Annotated in this window: 29 protein-coding genes; 3 read left to right on the top strand and 26 right to left on the bottom strand. The window is 59.5% G+C overall.

All coding sequences use genetic code 11. The features are described 5' to 3' along the window. The first annotated feature begins 294 nt into the window (after positions 1-294). Complete coding sequence (locus tag C4K27_RS07465; RefSeq protein ID WP_053259993.1) at positions 295-924, top strand: response regulator transcription factor; 630 nt, start codon at positions 295-297, stop codon at positions 922-924. Between the two features lie 109 nt (positions 925-1,033). Here C4K27_RS07465 and C4K27_RS07460 read toward each other — a convergent pair whose 3' ends face one another. Further along, complete coding sequence (locus tag C4K27_RS07460; RefSeq protein WP_053260054.1) at positions 1,034-1,522, bottom strand: Hpt domain-containing protein; 489 nt, start codon at positions 1,520-1,522, stop codon at positions 1,034-1,036. Positions 1,523-1,798: 276 nt separating this feature from the next. On the opposite strand from C4K27_RS07460, the gene C4K27_RS07455 reads away from it, so the two are divergent. After that, a complete protein-coding gene (locus tag C4K27_RS07455; protein WP_238437525.1) occupies positions 1,799-4,336 on the top strand; it encodes a VCBS domain-containing protein in 2,538 nt (845 codons plus the stop codon). A 307-nt stretch (positions 4,337-4,643) separates the two neighbouring features. Here C4K27_RS07455 and C4K27_RS07450 read toward each other — a convergent pair whose 3' ends face one another. Further along, the gene (locus tag C4K27_RS07450; RefSeq protein WP_125737985.1) at positions 4,644-5,627 is read right to left on the bottom strand and encodes a hypothetical protein; all 984 of its coding nucleotides are present in this window, start codon (positions 5,625-5,627) and stop codon (positions 4,644-4,646) included. A 576-nt stretch (positions 5,628-6,203) separates the two neighbouring features. On the opposite strand from C4K27_RS07450, the gene C4K27_RS07445 reads away from it, so the two are divergent. Next, positions 6,204-6,572 (top strand): helix-turn-helix domain-containing protein, encoded by a 369-nt coding sequence (locus tag C4K27_RS07445; protein WP_125737983.1) that lies wholly within the window; start codon positions 6,204-6,206, stop codon positions 6,570-6,572. A gap of 413 nt (positions 6,573-6,985) precedes the next feature. On the opposite strand, the gene C4K27_RS07440 is transcribed toward C4K27_RS07445, so the two are convergent. The 24 genes from C4K27_RS07440 to C4K27_RS07325 form a co-directional block, all read right to left on the bottom strand. Then, entirely contained in the window at positions 6,986-7,786 is an 801-nt protein-coding gene (locus C4K27_RS07440) for a hypothetical protein (protein ID WP_053259990.1), read from the bottom strand. A gap of 241 nt (positions 7,787-8,027) precedes the next feature. Beyond that, positions 8,028-8,213, bottom strand: a complete 186-nt coding sequence (locus C4K27_RS07435; protein ID WP_053259989.1) for a hypothetical protein — start codon at positions 8,211-8,213, stop codon at positions 8,028-8,030. Positions 8,214-8,298: 85 nt separating this feature from the next. After that, complete coding sequence (locus C4K27_RS07430) at positions 8,299-9,093, bottom strand: DNA adenine methylase (RefSeq protein WP_053259988.1); 795 nt, start codon at positions 9,091-9,093, stop codon at positions 8,299-8,301. Positions 9,094-9,243: 150 nt separating this feature from the next. Continuing rightward, positions 9,244-9,756, bottom strand: a complete 513-nt coding sequence (locus C4K27_RS07425) for a lysis system spanin subunit (RefSeq protein WP_394325635.1) — start codon at positions 9,754-9,756, stop codon at positions 9,244-9,246. Positions 9,757-9,767: 11 nt separating this feature from the next. After that, a complete protein-coding gene (locus C4K27_RS07420) occupies positions 9,768-10,319 on the bottom strand; it encodes a glycoside hydrolase family 19 protein (protein ID WP_053259986.1) in 552 nt (183 codons plus the stop codon). Next, positions 10,316-11,395 (bottom strand): phage late control D family protein, encoded by a 1,080-nt coding sequence (locus C4K27_RS07415; RefSeq protein WP_053259985.1) that lies wholly within the window; start codon positions 11,393-11,395, stop codon positions 10,316-10,318. The genes C4K27_RS07420 and C4K27_RS07415 overlap by 4 nt, the downstream gene beginning before the upstream one ends. 56 nt (positions 11,396-11,451) lie before the next feature. Further along, on the bottom strand, positions 11,452-11,658 hold the full coding sequence (locus C4K27_RS07410) for a tail protein X (RefSeq protein ID WP_007923313.1): 207 nt from the start codon (positions 11,656-11,658) through the stop codon (positions 11,452-11,454). Continuing rightward, positions 11,633-12,478 (bottom strand): phage tail protein, encoded by an 846-nt coding sequence (locus tag C4K27_RS07405; protein ID WP_053259984.1) that lies wholly within the window; start codon positions 12,476-12,478, stop codon positions 11,633-11,635. The genes C4K27_RS07410 and C4K27_RS07405 overlap by 26 nt, the downstream gene beginning before the upstream one ends. A 9-nt stretch (positions 12,479-12,487) precedes the next feature. Continuing rightward, positions 12,488-15,088, bottom strand: a complete 2,601-nt coding sequence (locus tag C4K27_RS07400) for a phage tail tape measure protein (RefSeq protein ID WP_053259983.1) — start codon at positions 15,086-15,088, stop codon at positions 12,488-12,490. Between the two features lie 131 nt (positions 15,089-15,219). Further along, positions 15,220-15,516, bottom strand: a complete 297-nt coding sequence (locus C4K27_RS07395) for a phage tail assembly protein (protein ID WP_053259982.1) — start codon at positions 15,514-15,516, stop codon at positions 15,220-15,222. A gap of 24 nt (positions 15,517-15,540) precedes the next feature. Then, entirely contained in the window at positions 15,541-16,050 is a 510-nt protein-coding gene (locus C4K27_RS07390) for a phage major tail tube protein (RefSeq protein WP_053259981.1), read from the bottom strand. 12 nt (positions 16,051-16,062) lie between these two features. Then, positions 16,063-17,232, bottom strand: coding sequence for a phage tail sheath subtilisin-like domain-containing protein (locus C4K27_RS07385; protein ID WP_053259980.1), 1,170 nt, complete (start codon positions 17,230-17,232; stop codon positions 16,063-16,065). A gap of 98 nt (positions 17,233-17,330) precedes the next feature. Continuing rightward, positions 17,331-17,762: a phage tail assembly chaperone gene (locus C4K27_RS07380; protein ID WP_053259979.1), complete on the bottom strand. Its 432-nt coding sequence runs from the start codon at positions 17,760-17,762 to the stop codon at positions 17,331-17,333. Positions 17,763-17,764: 2 nt separating this feature from the next. Continuing rightward, positions 17,765-19,312 (bottom strand): phage tail protein, encoded by a 1,548-nt coding sequence (locus C4K27_RS07375; protein WP_081002224.1) that lies wholly within the window; start codon positions 19,310-19,312, stop codon positions 17,765-17,767. After that, the gene (locus C4K27_RS07370; protein WP_053259978.1) at positions 19,305-19,916 is read right to left on the bottom strand and encodes a phage tail protein I; all 612 of its coding nucleotides are present in this window, start codon (positions 19,914-19,916) and stop codon (positions 19,305-19,307) included. The genes C4K27_RS07375 and C4K27_RS07370 overlap by 8 nt, the downstream gene beginning before the upstream one ends. A gap of 1 nt (position 19,917) precedes the next feature. After that, complete coding sequence (locus C4K27_RS07365; RefSeq protein WP_053259977.1) at positions 19,918-20,799, bottom strand: baseplate assembly protein; 882 nt, start codon at positions 20,797-20,799, stop codon at positions 19,918-19,920. Then, positions 20,796-21,122: a GPW/gp25 family protein gene (locus C4K27_RS07360; RefSeq protein ID WP_009047523.1), complete on the bottom strand. Its 327-nt coding sequence runs from the start codon at positions 21,120-21,122 to the stop codon at positions 20,796-20,798. Before C4K27_RS07360 ends, C4K27_RS07365 begins: the two co-directional genes overlap by 4 nt. Positions 21,123-21,124: 2 nt before the next feature. Further along, positions 21,125-21,340 (bottom strand): hypothetical protein, encoded by a 216-nt coding sequence (locus C4K27_RS07355; RefSeq protein WP_053259976.1) that lies wholly within the window; start codon positions 21,338-21,340, stop codon positions 21,125-21,127. Positions 21,341-21,383: 43 nt separating this feature from the next. After that, positions 21,384-21,965 carry a phage baseplate assembly protein V gene (locus tag C4K27_RS07350; protein WP_053259975.1) on the bottom strand — a complete coding sequence of 194 codons (582 nt, stop codon included), beginning with the start codon at positions 21,963-21,965 and terminating at the stop codon, positions 21,384-21,386. Then, positions 21,962-22,495, bottom strand: a complete 534-nt coding sequence (locus C4K27_RS07345; protein ID WP_053259974.1) for a hypothetical protein — start codon at positions 22,493-22,495, stop codon at positions 21,962-21,964. The genes C4K27_RS07350 and C4K27_RS07345 overlap by 4 nt, the downstream gene beginning before the upstream one ends. Then, positions 22,488-23,150, bottom strand: a complete 663-nt coding sequence (locus C4K27_RS07340; RefSeq protein WP_053259973.1) for a hypothetical protein — start codon at positions 23,148-23,150, stop codon at positions 22,488-22,490. Before C4K27_RS07340 ends, C4K27_RS07345 begins: the two co-directional genes overlap by 8 nt. Then, positions 23,147-23,476 carry a head-tail joining protein gene (locus tag C4K27_RS07335; protein ID WP_007927010.1) on the bottom strand — a complete coding sequence of 110 codons (330 nt, stop codon included), beginning with the start codon at positions 23,474-23,476 and terminating at the stop codon, positions 23,147-23,149. The genes C4K27_RS07340 and C4K27_RS07335 overlap by 4 nt, the downstream gene beginning before the upstream one ends. Further along, positions 23,469-23,648: a hypothetical protein gene (locus tag C4K27_RS07330; protein WP_053259972.1), complete on the bottom strand. Its 180-nt coding sequence runs from the start codon at positions 23,646-23,648 to the stop codon at positions 23,469-23,471. Before C4K27_RS07330 ends, C4K27_RS07335 begins: the two co-directional genes overlap by 8 nt. Before the next feature lies 1 nt (position 23,649). Further along, the gene (locus tag C4K27_RS07325; protein WP_053259971.1) at positions 23,650-24,681 is read right to left on the bottom strand and encodes a major capsid protein; all 1,032 of its coding nucleotides are present in this window, start codon (positions 24,679-24,681) and stop codon (positions 23,650-23,652) included.

Genomic DNA, 24,681 nt, shown 5'->3' with positions numbered 1-24,681 from the left:
AGAGACGGCCGAAGCACCCATCAGAAATATCTTAATAAACCGCCCATTGATTTCGCCTTTACTTATGAGACAAGACTGTGTACTTCTTCAACGCGTTTAGCTGAACTCTGCCAAGTGTTCGCATCGCAGCAGCCTGAGCCAGGCTAACTAGCTATTCAATAAAAAATGAAAGGAGTCTACCCCGCCGGCCTGCGCAGTGAGCGCCGACAAAAGGCCAAACCTCAATGAGAAGAATTGATATAGAGAGTAGAAATATAAAACCTGTACGCACAATCAATATAGAGAGAGCACACTATGGGATCCATAGTAATAGTCGACGACCACCCCCTGGTCAGGGTTGCATTGAAAGTCATACTTGAACGTAACGGTCACCAAATCGCCGCCGAGGCAGACAATGGCGTCGATGCCATTCAAGTCGTTCGCACACACAAACCGGATCTGGTGATACTTGACCTCGATCTACCGCAACTGGACGGGTTATCGGTACTCACTCACTTCAAGGCAAATAACTTCCTGGTAAAAACACTAATATTGACTTCCAGCGACTCAAAAAATTTTGCTGTACGTTGTTTGCATGGAGGCGCCGCAGGCTTCATTTGCAAGGACGAAGCGCTGGATGAGGTCGGAGATGCAGTAAAGGCACTGTTATCGGGGCATACCTATTTTCCTGAAAGTTCTCTGCTCCTGTTGCAGGAAAGCATTCACACCAACCAGATGCAAAGCATTGCCGCTTCCCAACTGACCAACAGGGAAATCACCACATTAAGGTTATTGGCACAGGGTCTTAACAATAGGGAGATTGCAGCGACTCTGCTTATCAGTCATAAAACGGTCAGCACTTACAAAGTCAGACTCTTGAAGAAATTCAACACCACCAACCTTCTGGCCCTGATTGAAATAGCCAGGCAGAAAGGAATCATATAGGCCTCTTGCGAAACCCAGCAGCGCATGGACATCTGTCCGTTTCAGAATCGACGTCTTATCGGTTTTGCGACGGGACATCGAGTACTACTCCCTTAGAGCAGCAGAGGAATCAGCGCTCACGAGGCAGTTCTCTCAGATTGATTGGCCCATCATCCTGTATGGCTACAAGACAGATGTCCTTGAGGTTGAGCAACGCCTGCTCGACCAACTGCACCCTTTCCAACAGCACCGGCCAGGTCCCCGCGAGACTGACGTCCCTCAGCTGCTGGCAGCTGGAAATCAGCGGCTGGTACTTCAATACACAAGCTGCACCCGCCATCTTGTGGCACAGCCTGGCAATGGCCTGCCGATCGTTTTGTGTGCAGTACGTCCGCAACAGCTCGAGGTCTTTGATCTGGTAGGTCCTTACGTCGTCGATGAGCCGTCGTGCGATTTGTTCATTGTCGCCAGCTAGGTCCATGAGCCTGCCAAGCACCTCTAGCAACGACACGGCGGAGCCGACCCGGATAGCGCGAAACATCTCGTCATCCATGCTTACGCCGGTGTTGAAGCCTGCTGTCTCCGGCGTTGTGCCGGCCTGTGCATTCTGCCTATTCATATCCACCTCCTTGCTCACTTGAATATGCCGCGGCCCGTTCATTGAATACGGATCAGGCTAGGCAAAACTCCTGGAGGCGAATATCAGACGTTTCTCAAAGCGCTGAACAGGGCGGCCCTATTCAGGGAGGCCTCCTAGACATTGAAGTCCGGACAGTATGAAAAAAGCCCGCCAGAAAATTGCTCTGGCGTTTTTTTAACAACTGACGCTGCAACTTGCAGGTATCCAGCATCGGCATGACCCAACCAGCCCTTGCCGCATAAGGGTTTCAGCTCATTGGGCCGAATCAGCGCCGGCACGGACAGCGGCCAGTTCAGCTCGACCGAGATCAATCACGCTGCCACGGCCACCTGGAGCATCAATGGCTCGCCAACTGGCAGCTATGGCTCAATTACCGTCGACGGCACCGGCCAATGGACCTACACCCTGGCCAACGGCACCGATGGCGTTGCCAGTGTGGTGCAATCGCTCAAAGCGGGCGAAAGTCACGACGAAGTGTTCAGCGTACAGGTCAGCGATAGCTTGGGTGGCGTGGATACCCAACTGGTGACCGCGACAGTCACCGGTACCAACGACGCCGCCGTGCTGTCCTCGGCCAGTGTCACGCTGAGCGAAACCAATGCTCCGCTGACCACCGGCGGTAGCCTGACCGTCAGCGATATCGACAGCCCGGAAAGCTTCCAGACACAAACCGACACCAGCGGCAACTACGGCAAGTTCTCCATCGGCACCAACGGTGCCTGGACCTACGTCGTCGACTCCGCCCACAACGAGTTCGCCGCCGGCACCACCTACACCGATATCTTCACGGTGAGCAGTGCCGACGGCACCCTCACTTCGGTCAACGTGCATATTGCCGGCAGCAATGACTTGCCGATTATCACCTCCAACGATGGTGGTGCAACGGCTTCGGTCAACATGGCGGAGAACACCACGGCAGTCACGACGGTGGGGGCGACCGATGCTGATCTACCAACGCAGACGCTGGGCTACTCGATCCTGAATACGGCCGGGACGGAATTCGGCAAATTCTCGATCAGTTCGAGCGGAGCGCTGACATTCAATTCGGCGCCCGATTACAAGAATGCCCAGGATGTCGGTGGCACCGACGGCGACAACGCCTACGTTATGGACGTTCAGGCGACCGACGGCAATGGCGACTGCACCTGGACCTTGCAGACCAACGATCCCGGCGCCTTGACCGTGACAACCCCAAGCGACTTCGCAGGTGCGTTGGTACTTGATGTCAACATGTACTGGAGCAACAGTGACGGCAGCACCACAAGCGCCTACGTGTTCAACAACGTCGAAGTCTATGCCCCAGGCTCGCCGGTCTTCGCCTTGTCCGCTGATGATAACCTGACCGGTTCGTCCGGTGCCGACACGTTCGTCTTCGCCCAGCCAATCGGTAACAACCAGATCTACAATTTCGACGTCACGGCGGACAAGATCGACTTGATCGGCTTCACAGGCGTCACCGCCTTCGCTGACTTGAGCATCAGCAACGACGTAAACGGTAATGCCCTGGTCAGCATCGGCTCCGGCCAGACGGTCACCTTGAGAGGTGTCGATGCAGCGGACCTGAGCGAAGCGAACTTCCAGTTCGATAGGGACCCGCTTACCCAAAACACCGGGCCCCTCACCATTGCCGACGGCGCGATCATGCCGTTCGGTGGCAGCATCGATAACAGCGGCACCATCGAACTCGGCTCCGCCGGCAACGAGACCCGTCTTGAGATTCTGTTCCGTGGCGCAACCTTGACCGGTGGCGGCCAGGTGCTGTTATCCGACAACGCGCAAAACGTGATTTTCGGCGGCAGCGCCAACACCGTGCTGACCAATGTCGACAACCGCATTTCCGGCGCCGGCCAGTTGGGCGCCGGGCAAATGATCCTGGCCAATGCGGGGCTGGTCCTGGCCAGCGGTTTGAACAGTCTGGTGCTCGACACCGGCAGCCACACCATCACCAACAGCGGTGTACTGGAGTCCACAGGCACAGGCGGCATGACGGTGGTCAGCACGGTCGAAAACACTGGCCATCTGTGGGCCAACGGTGGTGACCTGCACCTGCTGGCCGACGTGACCGGCAATGGCAGCGCGACCATCGACGGCGATGCCAGCCTGACCTTCGCTGGCGCCGCACACACCTCCGTCGCCTTTCACGGCGAAGGTGCGGGCTCGCTGGTGATCGCCCAGGCTGAAGCAGCGGGCTCGCTGGTCGGCATCCTCGGCCTCGAGAGCGATGACTTGCTGACGTTCGGCTATCTCGCTTTTGGCGCCAACACCCAGCTCAGCTACACCGCCAACGCCTCTGGCGCCGATGGCCTGCTGACGGTGGGCGACGGCGCACATCGAGCCGAGGTGAACCTGCTGGGGCACTACTCGGCGGAAGACTTCCAGGTCACCGACGGTGGCGAAGCCGGCACCCAAGTCAGCTTCCACGGCGAATTCAGCGGCACACTGGTGGGCAGCATGCTCGCGGACACGCTCAGCGACCGCGCGGGAGCCGACGTGTTCGCCTACCTCAACGCGAATGAAGGCGGCGACCATATCCTCGACTACAACTTTGCCGAAGGTGACACCGTCGACCTCTCCACGCTGCTCAACGCCAACTTCGTCAGCGGCACCAGCCATGTAGCCGACTTTGTCCAACTGGCGCAGTCCGACAGCGACATCACGGTGCAGGTGGATCCCGATGGCGCCAACAATGGCAAGCACTTCGTCGATGTGGCGGTGCTTGACCACGCTGGCACCCCCAGCCCCGATCTGGTGCGCACCTGGTTCGGGGAGGCCGACCATACGCTGACCGCGTGATTCATTGGGCTGGAGCTGACCGGGAGGGTAAGTATGCTCGATGTGAATCGAGTGGCCCCTCAGTCAGCTTTTCGAAATCCAGATGGGGGAACAAGCGGGGGAATAAAAACAGCCAGAAACGACGAAGCCCCTGAAAACTTTAACGTTTTCAGGGGCTTCGGCTACTTCAATAATGGCGGAGAGATAGGGATTCGAACCCCTTCCGTTGTCGCCACAGGCCGCTTAAGGCCAACAAAAGCGGGAATTTCTGCTCGTTCCTTTGTCGTCAAGCGGCCTATTGCGGTCTCAAGCTTGCCCTAAATTTGCCCTAAACATCATTATGAATTCGCTCGCGGTCTAGATCTGAAGTAATACGCGCCAATGGCTTCAGTGCATCCTGAATCGCTGCCATCTTGGCCGAAGGTCTCAGCACATCCTGAAGCGCAGCTATATGCGCCATGGGCTTCAGTGCGTCTTGTATTGCAGCCATCGCCGCCGAAGGCTTCATTGCGTCTTGAATCGCAGCAATCGCGGCCGAAGGTTTCATTGCGTCTTGAATCGCAGCCATCGCCGCCGAAGGTTTCATTGCGTCTTGAATCGCAGCCATCGCCGCCGAAGGCTTCATTGCGTCTTGAATCGCAGCCATCGCCGCCGAAGGCTTCATTGCGTCTTGAATCGCAGCAATCGCGGCCGAAGGTTTCATTGCGTCTTGAATCGCAGCAATCGCGGCCGAAGGTTTCATTGCGTCTTGAATCGCAGCAATCGCGGCCGAAGGTTTCATTGCGTCTTGAATCGCAGCAATGTGTACCATTGACTTCATTGCATCCTGAAACGCTTCCAGCTGCGCCAATGGCATCACTGTAGCCCGGCGAATAGCGTCCAAAATTGGTCCGGGTGATATGCCGAGGTTTGGCAAATGCCCAGGCGGGCTCACGCGATTTTCTCGCATTAACGGCTGCTGTATTGTTCGAGCTGTGGCGCGGAATGCGTCAAGATGGATGAGTCCCAGTGCGGCCGCAACATGCTCCGCTTTATCGGACGACACACCCCAGTAGCGTGATATACGAAGTGAAATTGGCGCAATGAATTGCTCTATTGCTAGCGATTGGCCGGAATAAGCGGGTCCATTATGTTTAGCCTGCGAGCGCAACTCTTCGTATCCGCCATATCCGAGGATTTGAGCAAAGGTTTGCTGCGCGAAAGAACGCTTTGGCTTAACAGACTGATCGGGATGGTGCTTACTAAGCTTGGAAATAGAGCTTTTGATGCGACCGCTATCAAAGTCGGCCGATGTAACGGGAATACGAATCATCAAACACCTCATACAGGGGCACAGAGTTCGTACAGCAGCTGGCGAGCCGTGGTGCACCTGACTAGGGTCAAGTTTCGTATCAAAAGAATAAGTATTGCGATTGAAGCAGTTTGGTCTCGTATCCTAAGAATTCGCGCAAGGCCAGCAGCGCCGAACGAGACCAGTCCGGCTTAGCTGAAAGTTTAAAGATCTAAAAAATATTGTCAAGCTAAACCAAAGACGTCCTAGTTATCGAAACTCCGAGGCCGCAGCTTCCCAAGCTGATAACGAGGGTTCGATTCCCTTCACCCGCTCCACTATTTTCAAGGCCTCCGGCCTACCCCGCGTCAACAAGGTGTCTGTTAAGGTGTCTGTTTCTGGTTTTCGCAGGCTCCGTATGAACTGAGCAGACACCTGCGCCTAGACACTCCGCTTCCTGAACAATCCTCGCGTCCTGCCAGCCGATCATCGCATCTTCATCTGCGCCCCGGCCATTTCCATACCACCACAACTCCTTCTGTTACCACGTGAGACTCTAGAATCGTTCCCGCTTGCGTGTTTTACTGTATAAACAAACAGTAATCTGGAGATTGTGCGATGACTGGGAAAATTATCAACCTCGAGCAGATCAGAGCGTTAAAGGAGGCAGGAATCGAATGGGGACCTGGCTCTTTATTTGATGACTTACCGCTGTCCTTCTCGGCTGCCCACTGCGCCGCTGCCCGCGCCATGCTGAGCTGGTCAGTAGAGGCACTCGCATTCCGGTCCGGGGTTTCAGTTAAGGCAATCAGGAAACTTGAAGAAGGTCGAGGGGCATTGCGACCGGTCACGATGCAAGCCTTGTCGTTCGCCTTCGAAGCGGAAGCTCTTGTCTTTCTTCCTGGACTGAAGCCCATGCGCGGCCATAACTGCCGAGGTGGAACCACGGATCCAAGGACCCGTGACGATTACCATCTGCTCGAGTAGCCATGGGCCATTTTCAGCTGGCCGCCACAGGCAGAAAACGACCGATTCTGTTGAAAAAGTCGGCTTCGGTTTCCACGGCAGAAAAGTACGCGCCTGAGATTTAAATCTGTATTTTTGGCAGAAGGTTCAGGACTCGGATTTCACGTAGCAGCGTGCAAAAGAAGTGTTTTCACCCATCAATCACCTAAAGGGCTAGAGGAGCATGGAATGTCGCTCGGTTTGGCCCATCTTTGCCCCAGTCGATCACCAAGGCTGCCCCATGTCGAAAGCACAGATTCATATCCCGAGGGTGCCCCAAAGATATTCAAAGTAGACTGCCTTAAGGAGCCACCTGTATAGCCCGAGAAGCCGATAGCTCTACTCCCCCTTCGTGCCCCGTGCGACTTCAATTCCCTAGCCCACTACACCGCCGGTTAGTAAGGTGCTTCAGCCTGTACCCATTTCTTATGCCAAGCGTTTGCTGACCGGACTGAAACCCTCATCAGATAAGCGACAGCAAGCGGTGTCACTCCGACGTCAAATAGCTGAAAGATACAGTTCACACCGGACTCACTTAGTGTCCCATTATTTTTGATATTCCTTGGATGACCAGGCTGGGCGCGATCTAAAACTGCCGCCGGAATTTTGCGGATGACTGCAGCGGTCCCCACTATGGTTTCGTTGAACTGCCGTATGCGCTTGTTGACCTTTCTCGTCAGACGCTGAATCTCTGTCAGGTAAATGCGCTCGGCTGCCTCGAACCTCAGGCCATTAAGACTCGCACGCAAGGAAAATTTCTTAGCCATTCCTTCGCTTACTTTCTTGCGAAGCTGGCGAGCGCCTTTGGCGGCTGAGTAATCGTACTTGCGCACTGGCTCATAGGTATTAGGATCAAAATCGCCAAGCTCCGAATAAGCACCAATGTCGCACGTTAGGGCATGAATTTGATGCCCAATGGTGTTTCGGTAGTTCACAAGTCGGAGAATCTCGTCGCTCTCTGCCTGGGATATGCATCCTTCCACAACGAGCAGTTTTCTTGCAGCATCCATCTTCTTTTTTAGCGGCAAGGGCGAAGCAGTACCGTTGATCTCATGAGTTGTTTCAATGCTGTCAATGATGAATGCCTTCAAATCCTCCATGTAAAAAAGTATCAGAACCATTTCAAAAGCCCGAAGCTTGAGAATGTCTGCTTCTAACGTAGTTGGCGCAAGGCCGTGGGGACGATGTGGTTTCATTGCTGTATTACCCGGAATCGGCGCGTGCTTAAAAGATTTCTATAAGATTCTTAACAGCACCCGCAGAGCCAGTCCATCGATGCGACGCTACGAAAACCAGATCCTCGAGTGGTACCCGGTCGGCACTGCTGTAGGCAACGTACGCAACCAGGGTCCGAACTTGGTTGAGCCAGTCCAATTACCAGCCTCATGAACACCGTCCCGGGCCAGCCTCGCCCGGGAAAGTGCTGGAGCTTCGAGATTACTTACCCGCCACCTCTGTCATCAATCGGGCGGACTCAGCAAAGCCAACCCATTGACCGGCGGAGTCTAGACCGCGGCTCACCAACTGCTGCTTGGCCAGTTCGTTCAGATCAACCTCACCGCGCAAAGCCGCAAGCAGGACATGTGTTGGGAAGGTTTGGAGGTACATCTCGGCGGTTTCCATGAAGCGGTTTCCTTTGTGGGCGTGGACACAGTAACGCTCCACGCAAATCGAATAGCAAGCGAGTCAGATCCTGTGCGACGACCATCTAAAATAGCCCTCCCAGAGCTGCGGGAATCCAGTTCATGATCACTAACTCACCTGTCACGTCAGCTTTGCCATGCCGCTGATTGGCTGTGGTGTAACGGATGTCCAAGGTCTCGAAATGAAACCCTTCGAACACTCGCCGGATATCCGGATGGTCGTTGATGCTGACCATCACCTTGCCCTTGCAGCGGCGCATGAAGTCGGCCATGCGTTCGTAGTTCTCGAAAGGGAAGTCCACGCCATACCCAGCGGTCTGCCAGTAAGGCGGGTCCATGTAGTGAAAGGTGTGGGCACGGTCGTAGCGTTCCGCGCATTCAAGCCAAGAGAGGTTTTCGACGTAGGTGCCAGACAGCCGCTGCCATGCGGCCGAGAGGTTCTCCTCGATCCGCAACAGGTTTATGGCGGGGCCAGTAGTGGCAGTACCGAACGTTTGTCCCGTGACCTTGCCACCGAAGGCGTGCTGCTGCAGGTAGAAGAACCGGGCAGCGCGCTGGATATCGGTCAACGTCTCGGGGCGGGTCATCTTCTGCCACTCGAAAATCTGACGAGAACTGAGAGCCCATTTGAACTGGCGGACGAACTCTTCCAGATGGTTCTGCACCACCCGGTACAGCGTCACCAGGTCACCGTTCAGGTCGTTCAGCACCTCCACCGGGGCTGGCTGGGGGCGCATGAAGTACAACGCAGCACCGCCGGCGAAGACTTCCACATAGCATTCGTGAGGGGGGAAGAGGGGGATCAAGCGGTCGGCTAGGCGGCGTTTGCCACCCATCCAGGGGATGATAGGAGTAGACATTAAGAGCAAGACCTTTACTGTATATATAAACAGGTGCTAGGCTCGCCGCGCTTTGTGCACGGAGCAGGAGCCTTGGCTGGACTTGCAGGGGCAATCTGCAGGGACGGCGGCCGGGGTGGATGTTGACGCATCCAGACCGGCCGCTCCTTTTCACTTCTGTGTAGATACTTTTCTGGCGTACGCCTGACAGGCTGCCAGGGCGATCAGTCCTTGATCGCCGTCGTTGGTGATTCCGATAATTCGTTGAGCATGCGCTGGGTCAAGTCGGGCGCGTGCGGCTCCATGAACCACGCCGCTGGCGGTGGTGGTGGCCGGCACGGCACATCCGCTGCCGGAATCGGTAGCCTCGAGGAGGACTGACAGGCGCAGATCAGCAGTGGCAAGACGGTCACGCAGGCGACCTTGATCACGTTGTACATCGCTTAAAACTCGGTAATGGGTTTGATCACTGGCCTGCAGCTGTTGCTCCAGGGCCAGCCGTTTGTCCTGCTCGTCCCGCTGTCGAGCAGCGGCCGCCAGGTTCAGCTGGCTCAGGGCTTCACCGTGCAGCCGGGCTTGCTCCGCCAGTTGCCTGCCATAGCGCCAGTCCTGAACCGTCCATGCCCCGCCCGCGCCCGCGGCGAGTAGAAGGCCGGCCAATACCAGAGCACCAGCCAGGCGCAACGCCGCGGGGCTCACTGCAACACCTCCCGCGCCCGCGCCCAGATCTGCAAGCGATCCTCCAACCCGTTCAAACCACCGTTGATGCGGCGGGTGATGGTGTTGAACTGGTCGCGATCGACCAGCTCGTTAAGGCCGTTCTGCTCCCAGAACCAGGCGGCCGACTCGGCGGCCCATTGCGGCTGCTCCAGCAGCTCAGGCGTCCGCAGCAGGCGTTCGTCATCGAACAGCGCAAGGCTGCACTGCCGGTAGTTGTTGTGGCCAGTGATCTGGATCAGCCCGCGCCCGCGGTACTTCTGGCCGTCGCCATCAGCCGCCGGGGTATTGCCCAGCTTTTCAGCCAGCTTGCCCGTGTCGTACTTGCTCAGATACTGGGAGCCGCCCAGCTCCCGGACGTAGAGCAGCTGGCCAGACTCATGCCCGATCTGAGCGAGAAAAGCCGCTATGCGCTTGGGCGTACTGATCTGCCGACGGCTCATGGCCGCGTTGAGCGCTGACACAAAAACGCCGGCTCTGGCGCCGGCGTTGGGGAGGATCTGTTGCAGCTGCTTGAGGGTAACAGTCATCTTGGATCTCCTGCTGTGGCCACTCCGGCCGGTTTCACATCGACCACCTTCAGTGGCGTGTCGGATTTCTTTTTCTTGCCCTTGGCCTTTGCCTTGCCCTTCTTGCCGCCGTTGCACTCCACCGCGGTCGACCAGCCGGAGGCATCGAAGGTCTGCTCGACGCTGTCGACCAGGTACTGACCATCCAGACCCACCTTGAAACCCTGGGCGTTGATCAAGCGCTCGGCGAACAGGTCAGTGCGCCCGGGCATCTGCAAGCGCACGCTGGCAGTGGTGCGGTTGAACGCAGCGAGCTTCGCCTTGGCCGCCTGTTCGGCTGCGGACTTGTTCGGGTAGATGTGTCGATCGGTGTGTACGCCCGGCAGCCCCGATGGGGCGTCGTCGTTACCCAGCTCGACCACCACCAACTTCCCAGTCTTTTTGTCCTGGTGCTGGGTCTTCACGGCCTTCTGTGCGCTGCGGTCCCCGAGACGGAACTGCCACCGGCTCATGTCCGCAGGCGTGATAGTGACCACGCCAAAGGCCTTGCCGCTGACCCCCTGGCTGGCCTCACGGGGCAGGACCAGCAGCTTGCCGTCGGCGACCTTCGCGGTGCAGTCGTATTGCTTGGCCAGGCGGGTGATGAAGTTGAAGTCCGACTCGTTACGCTGGTCGACGCGGTCGACCTTGGTCTGCACGGGGCAGGCCGGTGCCCAGCCATTGCGAGCCGCAATGTCGCGGACGATCTGCGACAGCGGCACGCCCTCCCAGTTGCCGCTGCGCGTGGTCTTGCCGCTGCCGCGCATGTCGCTGGCCTTGCCGCGGATGACCATCGTGCGTGGCGGCCCCGAGACTTCAATCTCGTCGACGGTGTACCGCCCGAGGCGGGCCAGCGTCTGCCCCGCATAGCCCAGGTAGACCTCGATCCGCGCCCCTCGGGCGGGTAAGGCAACCGCTGCATCACGGTCATCGATCCGCAGCTCGAACTCGTCGGAGTCCATGCCAGGCTTGTCGGTCGTTCTCAGCAGCAACAACCGGTCATTAATCAGCGCCGTGATGTCCGCGCCATCAGCGACGATGCGAAAGGTGGGTTGCATAGGCACTCCAGAATGAAAGAGCCCCGCACTGGGCGGGGCTCGTTGAGGGCTGGGGGCTAACCCCACAGCTCGATGGTTTCGATCGATGGTGCCGCAAGGTCGGGCAGCACGATCACCACCCCGGTGCGGTAGGGCTGCGGTTCATCAGCCAAGCCCGGGTTCTCCTGCAGCACCAACTCGACCGTGCCGTTAAGGTGCCCGTAGTGCTGGTAGCACAGGGTGTCGAGCAGATCCCCCTCAGACGTTCTGCATGTCGTTGCCATACTTCACGAACTCCAGTGAGAAACCCTGCTTGCGTGGGATGCCGCCCGCCAACAGCGCGCCCTGCTCTTCATCGATGCTCAGCAGGCACCAGGTGCCGAGCACGTCGCCATAGCCCGTAACCAGGCTGACGGGCTGCAGCCGGCGGACGATGGCGCGAAGGGTGTCCAGTTGCTTGATCCCTCCTTTGAAGCCGGGATAGATCACACCCTTCAGCGTGATTTTGTCCTCGCCCTGCCCGACCGCCTGCTGCGCGATATCCCGTGTCAGTCGCTCCTGGCCGGCCCAGCGCGCTGCCGTCTGCCGCCGCAGCTCGTCGAACGCGGCGGTGTCCAGGTTGAAGTAGTACGGCTGCTGCTTGGCATCAAGCGGCTGCAGGATCAGCAGGTGCGGGAAGGGTTTGATCGCCTCGGCCACTGGCGTTGCCAGCGAGGCAAGCGCGCTGGTTGGCAGGATGTTGGCCAACGACGGGCTAACCTGGCCGGCTATCCGATTGATTGCCGCCGAAGCCTTACCGGCCTGCTCTTTCAGCGAACCGATTCGGTCTTGTACCGCCGCGGCGCCACTGACCGCCTGGCTGTAGGTGGACGCCACCCGCCCCACAGTGGATTGGGCTGCGCTGATCGCCCGCATTGTGCGCTGCAGCTTCTGGCCAAGGGCCGGGCCGAGGATCGGCAAGCCCTCCAGCTCGGCAGCAGCCCCCGTCATATCGCTCACAGCGCCGGTCAGCGGCCCGAGCATGCCGTCGAGGCTGGTACGGCCAGCCTCCCCCGCGGCAATCAACGAAGACAGCGTCGACTGCATAGACTCCATGTAGGCCATGGCACCTCCTTAAACATGGGGTTCATCGAACAGTTGCCCAGCAGCCTGCCGAGCAAGGTTTTCCCGCGACCAGGTATCCCAGCTATTGCGGATGAACCCTTCGAGCGAGCGGAACAACTGTTGCGGATCCTTGGCATCGCCTTGAACGGTGATCGGCATATTCGGCATGTAGGAGAACTGCTGGTCGACCTTGGGCGGATCAGACTTGGGCTTGGCCTGCTCGAGGGCCTGGGCGACTGCCGGAGCTGTCGGTGCCGGCGCTGCGGCTGCGATCGAGCGAGCCACGTCACCAGGTGCCGCGCCCTTGTCCTTGTCGGCCTTGGCCAACTGCTCGTCCTCGCCGAACAGCTTCTTACCGAGCCAACCACCTATGCCCTCCCCGCCCATACCGCCGAAGGCTGCACCAATGGCACCCCCGATGGCGGTACCAATGATCGGCACGACCGAGCCAATCGCCGCCCCTACAGCACCACCCGCCAGGGCACCGGCCAAACCGCCCGCCGCGGTGCCATAGCCTTCGGCTTTCTCGTCCTGGGTTTTCGCGTTGAGGGCCGTGTCGACCAGGGTCATGCCGGCATCGAGCACTTTCCCGCCCGGCAGTTTGCCAACGAACTTGGAAGCCTTGCCGACGGTACCCAGCACCCGCCCCATCCGCCCGACCTGAGTCGCATCCGCAACCGCGCTCGCGGCCACCAATCCGGTCGAAGCACCTCCACGCACCACCCGCCCGACTGAACTTGCACCAGGGGACCTGCGCGTCACCGAACCACCACGCCCCCTTCGCTGCCTGCGGCGGCGCCGGCCACCTGGTTCTGCAGAACCTACCGAAGAACCCAACCCGCCGAGATCCCTGGCATTGACGACGAAGACTCGCTGCGGCTCATTGCCAAGCACGCCACCAGCATCGTTTGCAGCAGCTCCACCAAACACTTTGCCAAGCACGCCAAGGCCGGCATCCACCGCCTTGTTGCCGGTCTGAGGAACGCCGCCACCGCCAGCAGCACCGCGTCCCAAGCGATGGCCACGCGCAACATTCCAAACGCCGCGCCCGATCTTCGCTGTGCTGTACAGAGTGAGCAGCGCACCGATACCAGCAGTGATGCCGGCAATGCCCATCACTACGCCCGGCGCCTTGTCCGACAGCTCCGTCAGTTTGCGTGCCACAAAGTTGATGCCCTGCCCGACTTTGTCTGTCACCGGCCGAATGGCGTCGCCGACACTGCGCATGCTGTCATCGACCGACTGCAGCGTCTCCTTCCAGATCTGCGACGACGTCTCGCGCCGCTCGGCCAGGTTCTTGTCTAGAATTCCGGTGGCCTTGGTCGAGTCGTTCTTGAGCTGGGTGTACAAACCTCTGTTCTGCGCATAGGCCGTGAGCGCCGCCTTGACCTGCATGTCCGCGAACAAGTCCCCGGTACGCAGGGACTTCTCCAACGCATCCAGGGCAGCCCTGGCCTTCTCCGGGTCAGCTTCCTTGCTGATACCGGCCTGGGCATCCTTGATCTTTTTCGCCTTGGCCGGGTCCGTGGCTTCGACATACTTCAGGGCCAGGGCCATCGATGACTCGATCGTCGACATGCCCTTCTGGATGCCGGTGTTCAGCGAGGCCTGGTAGTCGATGCCAGCTTTCTTGTAGGCATCGACTACTTCGCCAGAGCCAATCTTCTCGATCCAGTTTTTGAAGTTGTTCGCCGCTTCATCCGAGCTGCCGGCAGTTTTCATCTGCACTTGCAGCATCGACCCCAGAGACGTCACTGCCTCTAGCCCCGTGCTGCCGCTCTTCTCCATGCCAGCCAACAGCTGCGGAAACCAGCGGGCCATGTCACTGGCCTCAAAGCTGCCCGCCTGGCCCTGGTACGCGATGGCCTCGAGCGCCTGCTGCATGACCTTGGGGTCGGTGATCTTGGCGTTCTGCTGCAGCGCCATGATCATCGATGCCGTATCGACGCCACTGGCACCCTGCCCGACCGCGAACTTGGCTGCGGTAGGGGCATAGGCCAGTGCCTTGTCCAGCTCCATACCGGCACCGACGAGCTGGTTGACCAGGTCGGCAACGTCGTTGCGCGACATGCCCGTGTCCTTGGCCGTATCGATGACCGTCCTGGTCAGCTGGGCCTCCTCGGGTTTGTTGGCCACGTCGGCCTTGATCGCAATGTCGCGGATCACAGCCTGGTAATCCGCGCTGATCTTCGTTGGGATCGCAGCCATGCCAACGCCGACAACCGCGGCGCCGATGTTTGACTTCAGCGAAGACTTGCCCGCATCGATCTGCTGCCGTCCCTTCTGCTGCAGATCTGCTGCTTTCGCTTCGCGCCCAAGGCGCTGGTACTCCCGAGCAAGGCGCCCGACCTCGACGCCCTGTTTCTTCAGGGCATCGAGATTGCCTTCCAAGCGACGCAGCAGACCGGATGCTGCTGACGACCCACTGTCATGGGCCTTCTTCCATTCGTCCCTGAGCTTGATTGTTTCGCCGATGGTGTTCTTCAACACCTTGGCCCGGTTGCCCTTGTCCTCGAGCTTCTTGATATGTCCCTGGGCAGTGCCGAATGCCGCACCGAGCGATGCTGCAACGGCGCCGCCGATTTCCAGCGCTATCGCCAGCTTTGCCATGCGCTACCCTCCTGCAGGCTCAATCCGTGAGCCACCAGACGATGTCTATCCAGGACATCGTAGAGATCTCTGCTGCCGAGAAGCCCAGCTCGGCAGCCAGCCGTTTGGCCAGCTGCTTCTGGGTCTGCGGGTCAAAGCTCGTCGTCTTGCACCAGGCGAAAATAGCCGGCCTGTAGACGGGTGTAGTCCTTCAGTGCCAACCCTTCGAGATCCTTCACACTGACTTCGGCCAGCGAGGCAAACAGATTCAGTTCACGCTGCTCATCATCGCCATCGGCGGTAACCTGGGCAGTGCGGATATCTCGAACAGTCGGCGCCCGCAGGGTCAGCGTGTCGACCGTGACGCCGTTGCACTCGCTCGGCTTGCTCAACTTGACGGTGACGCGGTCGACGTCGACCTGCAGGAAAGCGGGGATTTTCTTAGTCATGGGAGTTTGTCCTTGTAGTGAGGGTTACAGGCCCAGGGCCTGGCGTTGCGCGGCGAGCTGATCGACACCGTTGATGACCCGTTTCATGCCCAGCGCATCGATCTCGTAGACCACGCGTCCGTCGACCTCGAGCTTGTAGTAGGTCACTGCGACGTTGTGCTTGATCTCGGCCTTGTCGCCTGGCTTCCAGTCGCCCATGTCGACCTCTTTCAACGCCCCGCGCAGGGTGACGATGACCGGGGTGATCTTGCCCTTGAGGCCCTTGTAAGCCCCGCGGAAAGTGCCGTTGAAGGCGGTGCCGTCAGCCAGGCCGAAGAACTTCAGCGACTGACGGCGCACGCCGGTGGTGGTGAAGCCGGCCTCCTGTTTTTCCATGCCCTGGTCCAGCTCCACCGGCATATCCATGCCGCCGGCTCGATGCTCTTCCATCTTCAGGGTGAGCTTGGGCAAAGTCAGGCTGGGCACGTCGCCCTGGAAACTGACGCCATCGACGAACAGGTTCAGGTTCGCCAAGGTTTCGGGAATCATTGCCATCGGGTGCGCTCCTTATGCGGCGTTGTTGTCGAGGACTTCGCCCAGCCACTGCTTAGTGACCTCGACGCGGAAGTTGGGGTTTTCGGCCGGCGGGACGTCGGTGAAGCGGATGTTCCAGTACACCTTGCCTTGCTCCAGCTGGCTCTCGGTGTTCAACTCTGGGTCGGCGTACACCTCAAAGTTGATGATCGCGCCCTGAGCTTTCAGGTCGCGCATGAACGCTCGCAGCCCCTCGGTCACATCGTTGACGTAGGTGGCCGTGATCGATCGGTCGACAGCCCATTTGTGGCCGTACAGGATCGCGTCCATCACGATATCCATGGTCCGCACGCGGGTGACGAAGGCCCATTTCGGATCGCTCGACAGGGTGCGGTTGCCCCACAGGCGGTAGCCGTCGTCGCGGATAATGGTCGTCACGTTCGCGTTGTTGAGCAGGTTCGCACGGCACGTCTCGTCACCGTCGAGGAACTCGACCGGGCGCGTTGTACCGGTGATGCCGACGAACTCCTTGTTCGAGGGCGAAGCCCAGAAGCCGTACTCACTGTCGGTCCAGGCGAACAGGCCGGCGACATAGGCCGAGCTGGGCGCGTTGACGGTCGCGCTGGTGTCCGTGTCCCAGTACTGCACACCAGGGTCAACCAGAAAGGCCCGCTTGGCGCCGAACTCGCCGGCGTAAGCGATGACCGCTTCGTCGGTGGTATTCGGACCGTCGATGATGGCGAGGCCGCGCAGCTTGTCGGCCAAGGCCACCAGTGCGGTGCCCACGGCTTGGGTCGCGCTGTGCTTCGGTGTTACCAGCAACCGCGGTTGCGCATTGAAGCGGCTCTTGCCGTCGAGCAGCGCCTGCATACCGGTACGCTTGCCGTCGGCCAGCACGCCGCCGATGATCGCCGAAGCTTGTTCGGCACTGCTCTCCGTCTTGGCCACGCCACAGGCAACGATGACCGCTTTGGCGCGGGCATAGATAGCGCGACAGGCCTTGGTAATGGCCGAGTTAGAACCGAACGCGGCAACCGCCTCGCGCTCGTTGGTGATCAGCATCAGGTCATTGACCTTGGCGGTGGCATCCGCGCCAGGGGTGAAGGTGTCGACCAAGCCAATGATCGATGACGACGGCAGCGCGATGGTGCGCGCTCCGGTGTCAACGTTCGTTACTGTAACGCCGTGAAAGAAGCCACTCATTAGAGTCTCCAGATACGAAAAAGCCCCGCATGAGCGAGGCTTTGGTGGGTGAGGATTTCAAGTTGCGGAAATGAAAACGCCCCGTCAGTGCGGGGCGTTTATTGAAGCTGGCCAGCCAGCCAAGGCGGAGCCATGGGGCGATGCTCCGCAAGCGGGAACTCGCCATTTTCGGGCCAGTCGCGAAGCCCTCGGCGGTACGCCTGAAGCTCGCTGTACTGTGCAGGTGTCAATGTAGTTTCCGAGCCATCCTCCAGCTCGTCGCGATGACGTGTCACAACAGCATCTGTTTGCGTAAGTTGCTGCGAACGCCAATAGCGTTCAAGCGCGACCAACCGCTCAACAGTATCGATCTCAGGTGCCGGGATAATAACGACACGACCATTCTCAAATTTGAGCAACTCCCCCGGAGCGCGATCCATCGCCGCCGCAAAATCCTCTGGCGGAACGTCGATAACATCGCCCGGTACATCCGTCATTTCGTAGCCAATATCATCAGGATAAAACTGAAGGTTGCTAGGGCTAAATTTCATGCTTACCTCCCAATGGCAGACCAGCGGACAGAGCAATCAACAGACCAGCTAGCAGCGGCATAAAATCCGTTAACGGTCTCCCCCGTGGTTACGATAGATACTGTTGAAACCCCAGCGCTATTGTGATTGGCGACAACGCCAAATAACTCGTTAGGAAATGGGATCGGAAAGGCGTTATAGGTCGTTTTGGCAATCGAGTTGCCGAATGCACAGTGACTTGCATGACCACCAGCACCGCCGTCCCCCCACATACGGATCAGGCCATTTGACATACGCTCATAACCATTTCTCGCGACCAGAGATTTACCGCCTCCTCCAACCACTCTGTATGACCCACCAATAACGATAAACTCGCACGCACTGTCACGAAGCCTGAAAGAACTAGAAGGCGCTTGCGCACTTACCCCTGTGAAAGTTGTATTAGGCGCGGTCAAGGTCAAAACAGAAGCCGGCCCTACAGCTTCAATAAAAAAACTTACCCCAAGCGGAAGCGTGTTTGCATCGGGCAACGAATAGGATTGAACCCCGCCAGAGTTGAAGCCGATGTACTTCCCTGCATCGCTTACCGGAATACTCCCGCTAGCCGCTTGATATTCTGCGTATCCGCTGTAGCCGCCCTTTGAAAGTTGAACAAACTCTGTAGTTGCCAAGAGTGGAGTTTTATCAAATCGCGCAGGCGTCGGGGCTGTTGGAGTACCCATAAATGCAGGGGAGTTGATCGGCGCAAATCCTTGCGTCACGTTCTGGAACGTCAGGGCAGTGGTGCCCAAGACAATTACCCCATCGGTGATCAACTGCCAGCGCGTATCAGCCTGAGATGTACCCTGCTCAACGGAGACCAGTAGGGCCGAAGTAACCTCGGAACTGGTATCAGCATCCGCCGCCCGAGCCCAGGCACCAGCCGCCGCGACATACAGGCCGTTATCCTTGGCCGCGGCCTGGTTTTTCACAAGTACCCGGTCGCCTGCCACAAGGGCCACACCATCGACCGACTGAAGCCCTGCCAGCGCGATATTGGCAGTTGTGGCCACCCGTACCGACTGCTTAGTGTCGAGCTTGTACAGCTCTTCCATGATCCGCTGGTCGACATACTCACGAGTCGCGAGGACCACAGACGGGTCGATTTTCAACTGGATGTTCGACGTACCGCTGGTGATGACGTGCATCCGCACTACCTGGTTGCGCCCAGAATTCTGCGGCAAGAGAGGCTTGTAACTGGGGGGCATATTGCCCACCGCGGAAAACACACCATCCTTGTCTTCCAAGGCCAGCTCGCGCATCCACCAGCCACCGATGTCAGCCGGTAACACCAGCTCAGCAATAAGCACATTGGAGTCAGTCGGAGAAACCCGCAGCTGATTGAGCTGGGCGCGATAGACTTGGTTAACGAGCTTGGTTTGCGTCGGGCTCGGGACTGGGTCAGCCCCTCCCCCGTCGCCAATCAACATGTACTTGGGCTCCCAAGGAATGCCCAAGGCATCGCAGTTTGTTTTCTTGGCGGCACCGAGCGTTGTCAGCATGCCGCCGAACATAGTGTTCTGATCAACCATAGGGATACATATCCAGTTCGTCGAGGGTGTAAACGCTTACGCCGCTGTAGCCCTGGACCACCATATCGATGTCAGGATTGCTCCAGGGGTACACGTCGATTTCGTCACCGTCATAAATGGCCACACCCACGAAGGCGTCGATGCGGCTTTCTAAAATGATGTCGAGTCCGGTTAACTGCCGACTCACGGGCTTGGCATCGTCGATCAGGCGCTCCAGCTCTCGATACATTTCTTCAGTAATACCGGTTTCTAGAACCCCCACTTTTAACGCGAAGGTTCCAGGCACGCCTTCAGGCACGGCGTTGAACCACTCGATAATCTCGATCAGATAACCCAATGGCTCGACCACACGCCGCAAAGCCCCGATGGTGCCTTTGTGCGCATGGATGTAATACGAGGCCTTGATCGCCGCACGCTTGACCGGCTCGGCCCAGCTCGGGTCCCACCTGTCAACCGACCAGGCCCAGGCCAGGTAAGGCAACAGATGAACCGGACAGGTATCGGGGTTGTACAGCGTCCGAAGCGGGATCTCGGTCACTTCTTCCGTGGCGACTTCAATGCCCCGTTCCAGCAGGGTGCTGTTCAACGGCAGCAGACTTTTCATGTCAGCCACCTCGCGTCACGCGGATGTCTTCACACCAGGCCGCCTGGGCCTTGGTGGGACGGATATCAGACCACCCCACCAGTTCCACCCGGCTGACCCCAGCAATGTGCAACTGCGCATCCACCCCTGACCGCGCTACCTCCAAGCCCAAGCGGCGCCTGGGGTTCACCCAGGCCTCGATGCGCTGCCTGCATTCGGCGAGGATGGCTTCGTTCTCCGGTCCAGTACCCGACAGGTAAACGAGGGCCTCGACCCGATAAGTCAGGATCTGTGCAGATTGGACGGTGAGCCGATCGGCAACAGGTCGTACATCGTCGTCACTTAGATGTAAGCGCACAGTCTCCAGTAGCTCAGGCGGAGCCAGCCCTGTGCCCTCCAAGTCCAGCACTGTCACCACCACTTCGGCCGGGGCCGGGCTCTCTGCTGTAGCATCTGCCACACGTCCCGAAGCATTGCGCGCATGCAGGATGTAGCTGTTTCGCGGGCCGGCGGTGGTGAGCCCCTCATACACCAGTTGCACGCGCTCACGCAGTGCATCGTCCGCCTCGAGAACCCGTTCCACCGGTGGTACCGCGTTCAAGTCCTCAGCCTGCACCACCAGCCGCTGCAGGTTCACATTGGCGGCCAACTGGTCGAGATCGGCCTTCGTTGCATATGCCAGTAGCAGAGACTTCGCAGCATCGTTGACCCGCGCACGGTTCTGCATCCGGCGGAACGCGCCCAGCTCGAGGAGCTTGGTGATCGGGTCACTCTCGAGCAGCGCATCCCACTTGTCGCCCATGTACTCGCGGAAGCGCTGCAGCTCTTCGCCGTAAATCCCCTCGAAGTCCAGGCTCTCCAACACCTGCGGCGCCGGGAGCTGCGATAGGTCCACTGCGCTCATACACTCACCTCCATCACTGCGCTGTCACCCAGGTACTCGCCGGTCAGTTGCAAGCTGATCTGGCCATCGACAACAGCCACAACGCGCACGCGCTCCAACCGCAGCCGCGGCTCCCATCGCCCAAGGGCACGGGCGACTTCGGCCTGAACCGCACTCTTCCACCCCTCATTCACCGGCAAGTCCACGTAGCGGCGTAACTGGCACCCATACTCCGGACGCATCCGCCGGCTGCCGACCGTGGTACCGAGAATGTCCTCGATGGACTGCCGCAGGTGCGCCAGGCCGGAGACCGGCTGCCCCGTTCGACGATCCATGCCGATCATGGTCAGGCCTCCTTGAAGTCGGCCCGGTTGCGCATATAGGCCAAGCCAGGGGCATCATCGCCCGCGAGGGTGACCTGCCCCTGGACAACCTCGAGCACCAGCCAATCGGGCAGGACCAGCGTGCGTCGGGTGTACTCCTGGTCGATGAAGGTGACTGCCTTGCTGGGTTGCGGTAAGGGCTCGACGACCTCACCGGTTTCTTTCTGTGTCTTGGCCATGGAACCTCCAGGCATAAAAAAGCCCGCGCGGGGCGGGCTCTGGTCAGTGTTTGTGATTTGCCGTGTTACCGGCGGTGTCGATGATCCGGCCACCTCCGTTAATGTCACCCGTCACCGTGAGCGGACCGTTGATCGTCACTTGGCCGGTCAACGTAATCGTCTCGGCCTGCGCGCTGATGCTGCTGGACTTCGCCGTTATGGCCTCGTCCGTCAGAACCGCCTGCGAGGCGCCCACCTGAACGGTCACGGTGCCGCTGGGTAACTGAATGGTGTAGCTCTTGGCCTGCCAGTCGTAGATCAGCGAGCCGCCATCGTCGAAGCGCCAGGTCTCGACGTGGTCGCGGTTGTCCGGCTGAGCACCGGCGTTGCCGTACAACCCCGCAACGAAGGTGCCCTGAGCGGGCTCGCCGCTCGGGCTGATCAGGACACCCTGCTCATTCAGGCTCGGTGCCCGCCAGTGACGCGCCTTCCCCGCCGCCTGGCTATGCCAACGCACCCAGGCACTGGTCCAACCGCTGCCGTCCGAGACCCGGACCATGGCGGCGGCGAGGTCGACCGCGACCACCCGACAAGGGATCACCAGGCTGGAGAGCATGCGGTCGTGCATTGAAGATGCGTAGCTCATCCCATGGCCTCCGGTGGCAGGTAACTGCCTTCACTGCCCGGACCGGTGTCAGGAACAAAACCCCAGACAAGCGAGCCTGGTGGCTGATTGGGCCAGGGCCACTCTTCTTCACCGAGGTAGATGACCTGGGTCCACTCGACCACCCAAGCCGCCAGCCCGTCCAGCTCTGGCCTGCTCCAGTCGGGTTCAGCCCGAACCAGCTGAGCTGGCTCAACCTCTATCCCCCAGGTTTGCATACGCAGCAGCACCGCCAGCTGAGCAGCGATAAACGCCGCGACGTGTAGATGATCGTCATGCTCGGTACCGACGATAGCCCGTGCCTCGAAACGCGCCTCGATCGCTACCTCGCCCGTGCCTCGGTCATAGTCAGCGGGCTCGAACCCGGACAGCTCCAGAACAATCCCAGGGACGGCGATGGCTTGAAGCATTCCGGGCATCGTGCCCACGTAGTGCAGGCCAGGAATGGCCTGAGCTATGGCCTCCTCCATCGCGGCGTACACCCTCGCCAGAGGGATCGGATCATCAGCCATTACCAGTTCTCCGTAAGAGTTTGTGCATTTCGAAGTTCAGCTCCTGCTCCATCACCACCAGCAACCGCTGGTGAGCCTTGTTCGTCCATGACTCGAAGTGAGGCCTCACCGCCTCGAGTGAGATCTTCGCCTTGGCCAAGGGAAAGCGACTGTCGTTCTCGGCGATCCAGCCCGAGCTGGCCCCACCCGCTTTCGAAACCTCGCTCTCGGGATAGTCGCTCGCTCTAAAGTGCTTGCTGGCCGTGCGGATCCAGATGTCTGGATTGCCGCCGTACACCTGCCGATAGAACGCGCCCTGATATCGCCGCCCCGCCACCGAGACACCTGCGCGGGTCTGCCTGGCCCGGCCAGCACGGCTGGCCTCGATCGGGTTGAGGCCAAACCAGAGTCTGCCCTGCCCGTTGCTGCCCACCGTGTAGGCCCGCAGGCGCTGCCGCACCGCCGCGATGGCAATGCGCTCCTGCTGGCCTACCGAACGCGCGACATGGGTCCGCAGCCAGCGCAAGGTCTTGTTGATGGCCCGGCGCTGGGCTGCGTTGATCGCCTTGGGCACCAGCCCGGCAAACTGCTCGAACTCCTTCACCTGTCGAGGGTTCGCCTGCAGTGTGATCAGGCCGGTGTCGGAGGACTGCTTGTGATAGCTGCCGACATTCATCGAACCTCCCGTAAAGCGAAATTGATCCAACCCGTACCGTCCGGGTCACGCTTGGCGATGACGTACCGTCCACCGCCATCCGCAGGGGCAAGATCGCAGACCAGGTGCAGGCCTTCCTTGATGCCCGCGGCGTCACCCACACGCACAGAGAAGACAGGTTGACGGAGGCCGGTGTTGATCGTGCCGACCTTTGGCTGCTGCCACGGCACGGACATGAACCCCTTCACCGGCTCGTCGAAACCTTCGATTTCGACCTCATCACCCAGCTCTTCCAGTAGCGCAGCATCCATGCCCGCCACCTGATCGCGGAAGCCCACGTCAGTCACCGCCGTCCTGATCACCTTTCGGCAGCTGGCCGCGGCGAGCGATCTTGCCTTCGGCCACCAGCAGCTCGGCGACTTCCTTGCTGGGCGGGTCGTAGACCTCACCTTGGCGGGTCACCTTGGCGCCGTCCTGAAGACAACCGTCCACCACCACGTATTCCGTTTTCACTGCCATGTCACACCACCTTTGCGTAGAGGAAAGCATTCGGTTCCAGCATGCCGGCCAGAGGAGCCGATTGGAGCTTCAACCAACGCACGCTCGGCTCCTGGGTGACCCAGCTCTTGGGGAAGCGCGCCGCTTCGACCAGGCCGCTCTCGATGGCTTCCAGATCCTGAATGGCCGCGTAAAGCATGGCGTTGCGGGTCGAGGTGGAACCCAGAATCAAGCCGCCAGCTGGAATCACCGGCTGTTCGGTATCGGCTGCGTCCAGGTACCACTCGTCGTAGACGTACAGATCGATGCCCGGATCGTTGAGGTAACCGAGGTAGGTCACCCCGTCCGGCAGCTCCTCGGGCTTGATCATCCCCATGTCCACGCGCCGGCTGTTCAGTTGTGCCAGCACCGTCTTGTTGCTCTGGAAGGCGTCCTGCGCCTCGGCGCTCAACACCGCCACGTTTGCCGATCGACCGGAGTCCTTGGCGATCAGACGGCGCCACTGGCGCATATTGGCGATCGGGTCAGAGCCCTCGGTGTTCCAGCGACCGGTGGCAAGCGTGACCTTGTGGGTGTCTTCCATGAGGAAGTCGATGGTGTCATCCACACCGTCGCCGACTACCCGGATACGCCCGGTCGTCAGCGCTTGGGCGCACATCCACTCCTCGCGGCGAGTGATCTCGTCATCGAGGTCCACCAGGTCACGGCCGAGCAGCTCACCGGCTCGCTCAAGCGGAGTGCGTGTCGAGAATGGGTTCTCGCCCGCACCGCGCTTCAGGATCAGCTCTGCACGGGTTTCGCGCTTCGGCTGAATGTACGGCGGCTTGTAGGTCGACGAGTTGATGCCGGTACGCTGCGATACGCTGCCTGGCAGGGTCGGGTGTACGAACGGCGCCATCTTGCGCTGGCCCTTCACGATGTCGATGGAGACCGTTTCGGTGCCGAAGGTCTCGGGAGCGCCGCCGTTGAAGAAAGTGTTCATGAGGAAGCGCCGCGGCGTCACCATCTGCTCGACGGCTTCCAGCATGGTCAGGGTGTCGAAAATGTCAGTCAT

The organism is Pseudomonas chlororaphis subsp. chlororaphis, assembly GCF_003945765.1.
Lineage (GTDB): Bacteria > Pseudomonadota > Gammaproteobacteria > Pseudomonadales > Pseudomonadaceae > Aquipseudomonas > Aquipseudomonas chlororaphis.
Note: the sequence above shows the minus strand (reverse complement) of the source record. Positions and strands in the feature narration are given on the sequence as shown.

What these genes read in the sequence shown, in the direction of transcription:
- C4K27_RS07465 (WP_053259993.1), top strand. Translation starts at nt 295, where the DNA reads ATGGGATCCATAGTAATAGTCGACGACCACCCCCTGGTCAGGGTTGCA.
- C4K27_RS07460 (WP_053260054.1), bottom strand. Translation starts at nt 1,522, where the DNA reads ATGAATAGGCAGAATGCACAGGCCGGCACAACGCCGGAGACAGCAGGC.
- C4K27_RS07450 (WP_125737985.1), bottom strand. Translation starts at nt 5,627, where the DNA reads ATGATTCGTATTCCCGTTACATCGGCCGACTTTGATAGCGGTCGCATC.
- C4K27_RS07445 (WP_125737983.1), top strand. Translation starts at nt 6,204, where the DNA reads ATGACTGGGAAAATTATCAACCTCGAGCAGATCAGAGCGTTAAAGGAG.
- C4K27_RS07440 (WP_053259990.1), bottom strand. Translation starts at nt 7,786, where the DNA reads ATGAAACCACATCGTCCCCACGGCCTTGCGCCAACTACGTTAGAAGCA.
- C4K27_RS07435 (WP_053259989.1), bottom strand. Translation starts at nt 8,213, where the DNA reads ATGGAAACCGCCGAGATGTACCTCCAAACCTTCCCAACACATGTCCTG.
- C4K27_RS07430 (WP_053259988.1), bottom strand. Translation starts at nt 9,093, where the DNA reads ATGTCTACTCCTATCATCCCCTGGATGGGTGGCAAACGCCGCCTAGCC.
- C4K27_RS07420 (WP_053259986.1), bottom strand. Translation starts at nt 10,319, where the DNA reads ATGACTGTTACCCTCAAGCAGCTGCAACAGATCCTCCCCAACGCCGGC.
- C4K27_RS07415 (WP_053259985.1), bottom strand. Translation starts at nt 11,395, where the DNA reads ATGCAACCCACCTTTCGCATCGTCGCTGATGGCGCGGACATCACGGCG.
- C4K27_RS07410 (WP_007923313.1), bottom strand. Translation starts at nt 11,658, where the DNA reads ATGGCAACGACATGCAGAACGTCTGAGGGGGATCTGCTCGACACCCTG.
- C4K27_RS07405 (WP_053259984.1), bottom strand. Translation starts at nt 12,478, where the DNA reads ATGGCCTACATGGAGTCTATGCAGTCGACGCTGTCTTCGTTGATTGCC.
- C4K27_RS07400 (WP_053259983.1), bottom strand. Translation starts at nt 15,088, where the DNA reads ATGGCAAAGCTGGCGATAGCGCTGGAAATCGGCGGCGCCGTTGCAGCA.
- C4K27_RS07395 (WP_053259982.1), bottom strand. Translation starts at nt 15,516, where the DNA reads ATGACTAAGAAAATCCCCGCTTTCCTGCAGGTCGACGTCGACCGCGTC.
- C4K27_RS07390 (WP_053259981.1), bottom strand. Translation starts at nt 16,050, where the DNA reads ATGGCAATGATTCCCGAAACCTTGGCGAACCTGAACCTGTTCGTCGAT.
- C4K27_RS07385 (WP_053259980.1), bottom strand. Translation starts at nt 17,232, where the DNA reads ATGAGTGGCTTCTTTCACGGCGTTACAGTAACGAACGTTGACACCGGA.
- C4K27_RS07380 (WP_053259979.1), bottom strand. Translation starts at nt 17,762, where the DNA reads ATGAAATTTAGCCCTAGCAACCTTCAGTTTTATCCTGATGATATTGGC.
- C4K27_RS07375 (WP_081002224.1), bottom strand. Translation starts at nt 19,312, where the DNA reads ATGGTTGATCAGAACACTATGTTCGGCGGCATGCTGACAACGCTCGGT.
- C4K27_RS07370 (WP_053259978.1), bottom strand. Translation starts at nt 19,916, where the DNA reads ATGAAAAGTCTGCTGCCGTTGAACAGCACCCTGCTGGAACGGGGCATT.
- C4K27_RS07365 (WP_053259977.1), bottom strand. Translation starts at nt 20,799, where the DNA reads ATGAGCGCAGTGGACCTATCGCAGCTCCCGGCGCCGCAGGTGTTGGAG.
- C4K27_RS07360 (WP_009047523.1), bottom strand. Translation starts at nt 21,122, where the DNA reads ATGATCGGCATGGATCGTCGAACGGGGCAGCCGGTCTCCGGCCTGGCG.
- C4K27_RS07355 (WP_053259976.1), bottom strand. Translation starts at nt 21,340, where the DNA reads ATGGCCAAGACACAGAAAGAAACCGGTGAGGTCGTCGAGCCCTTACCG.
- C4K27_RS07350 (WP_053259975.1), bottom strand. Translation starts at nt 21,965, where the DNA reads ATGAGCTACGCATCTTCAATGCACGACCGCATGCTCTCCAGCCTGGTG.
- C4K27_RS07345 (WP_053259974.1), bottom strand. Translation starts at nt 22,495, where the DNA reads ATGGCTGATGATCCGATCCCTCTGGCGAGGGTGTACGCCGCGATGGAG.
- C4K27_RS07340 (WP_053259973.1), bottom strand. Translation starts at nt 23,150, where the DNA reads ATGAATGTCGGCAGCTATCACAAGCAGTCCTCCGACACCGGCCTGATC.
- C4K27_RS07330 (WP_053259972.1), bottom strand. Translation starts at nt 23,648, where the DNA reads ATGGCAGTGAAAACGGAATACGTGGTGGTGGACGGTTGTCTTCAGGAC.
- C4K27_RS07325 (WP_053259971.1), bottom strand. Translation starts at nt 24,681, where the DNA reads ATGACTGACATTTTCGACACCCTGACCATGCTGGAAGCCGTCGAGCAG.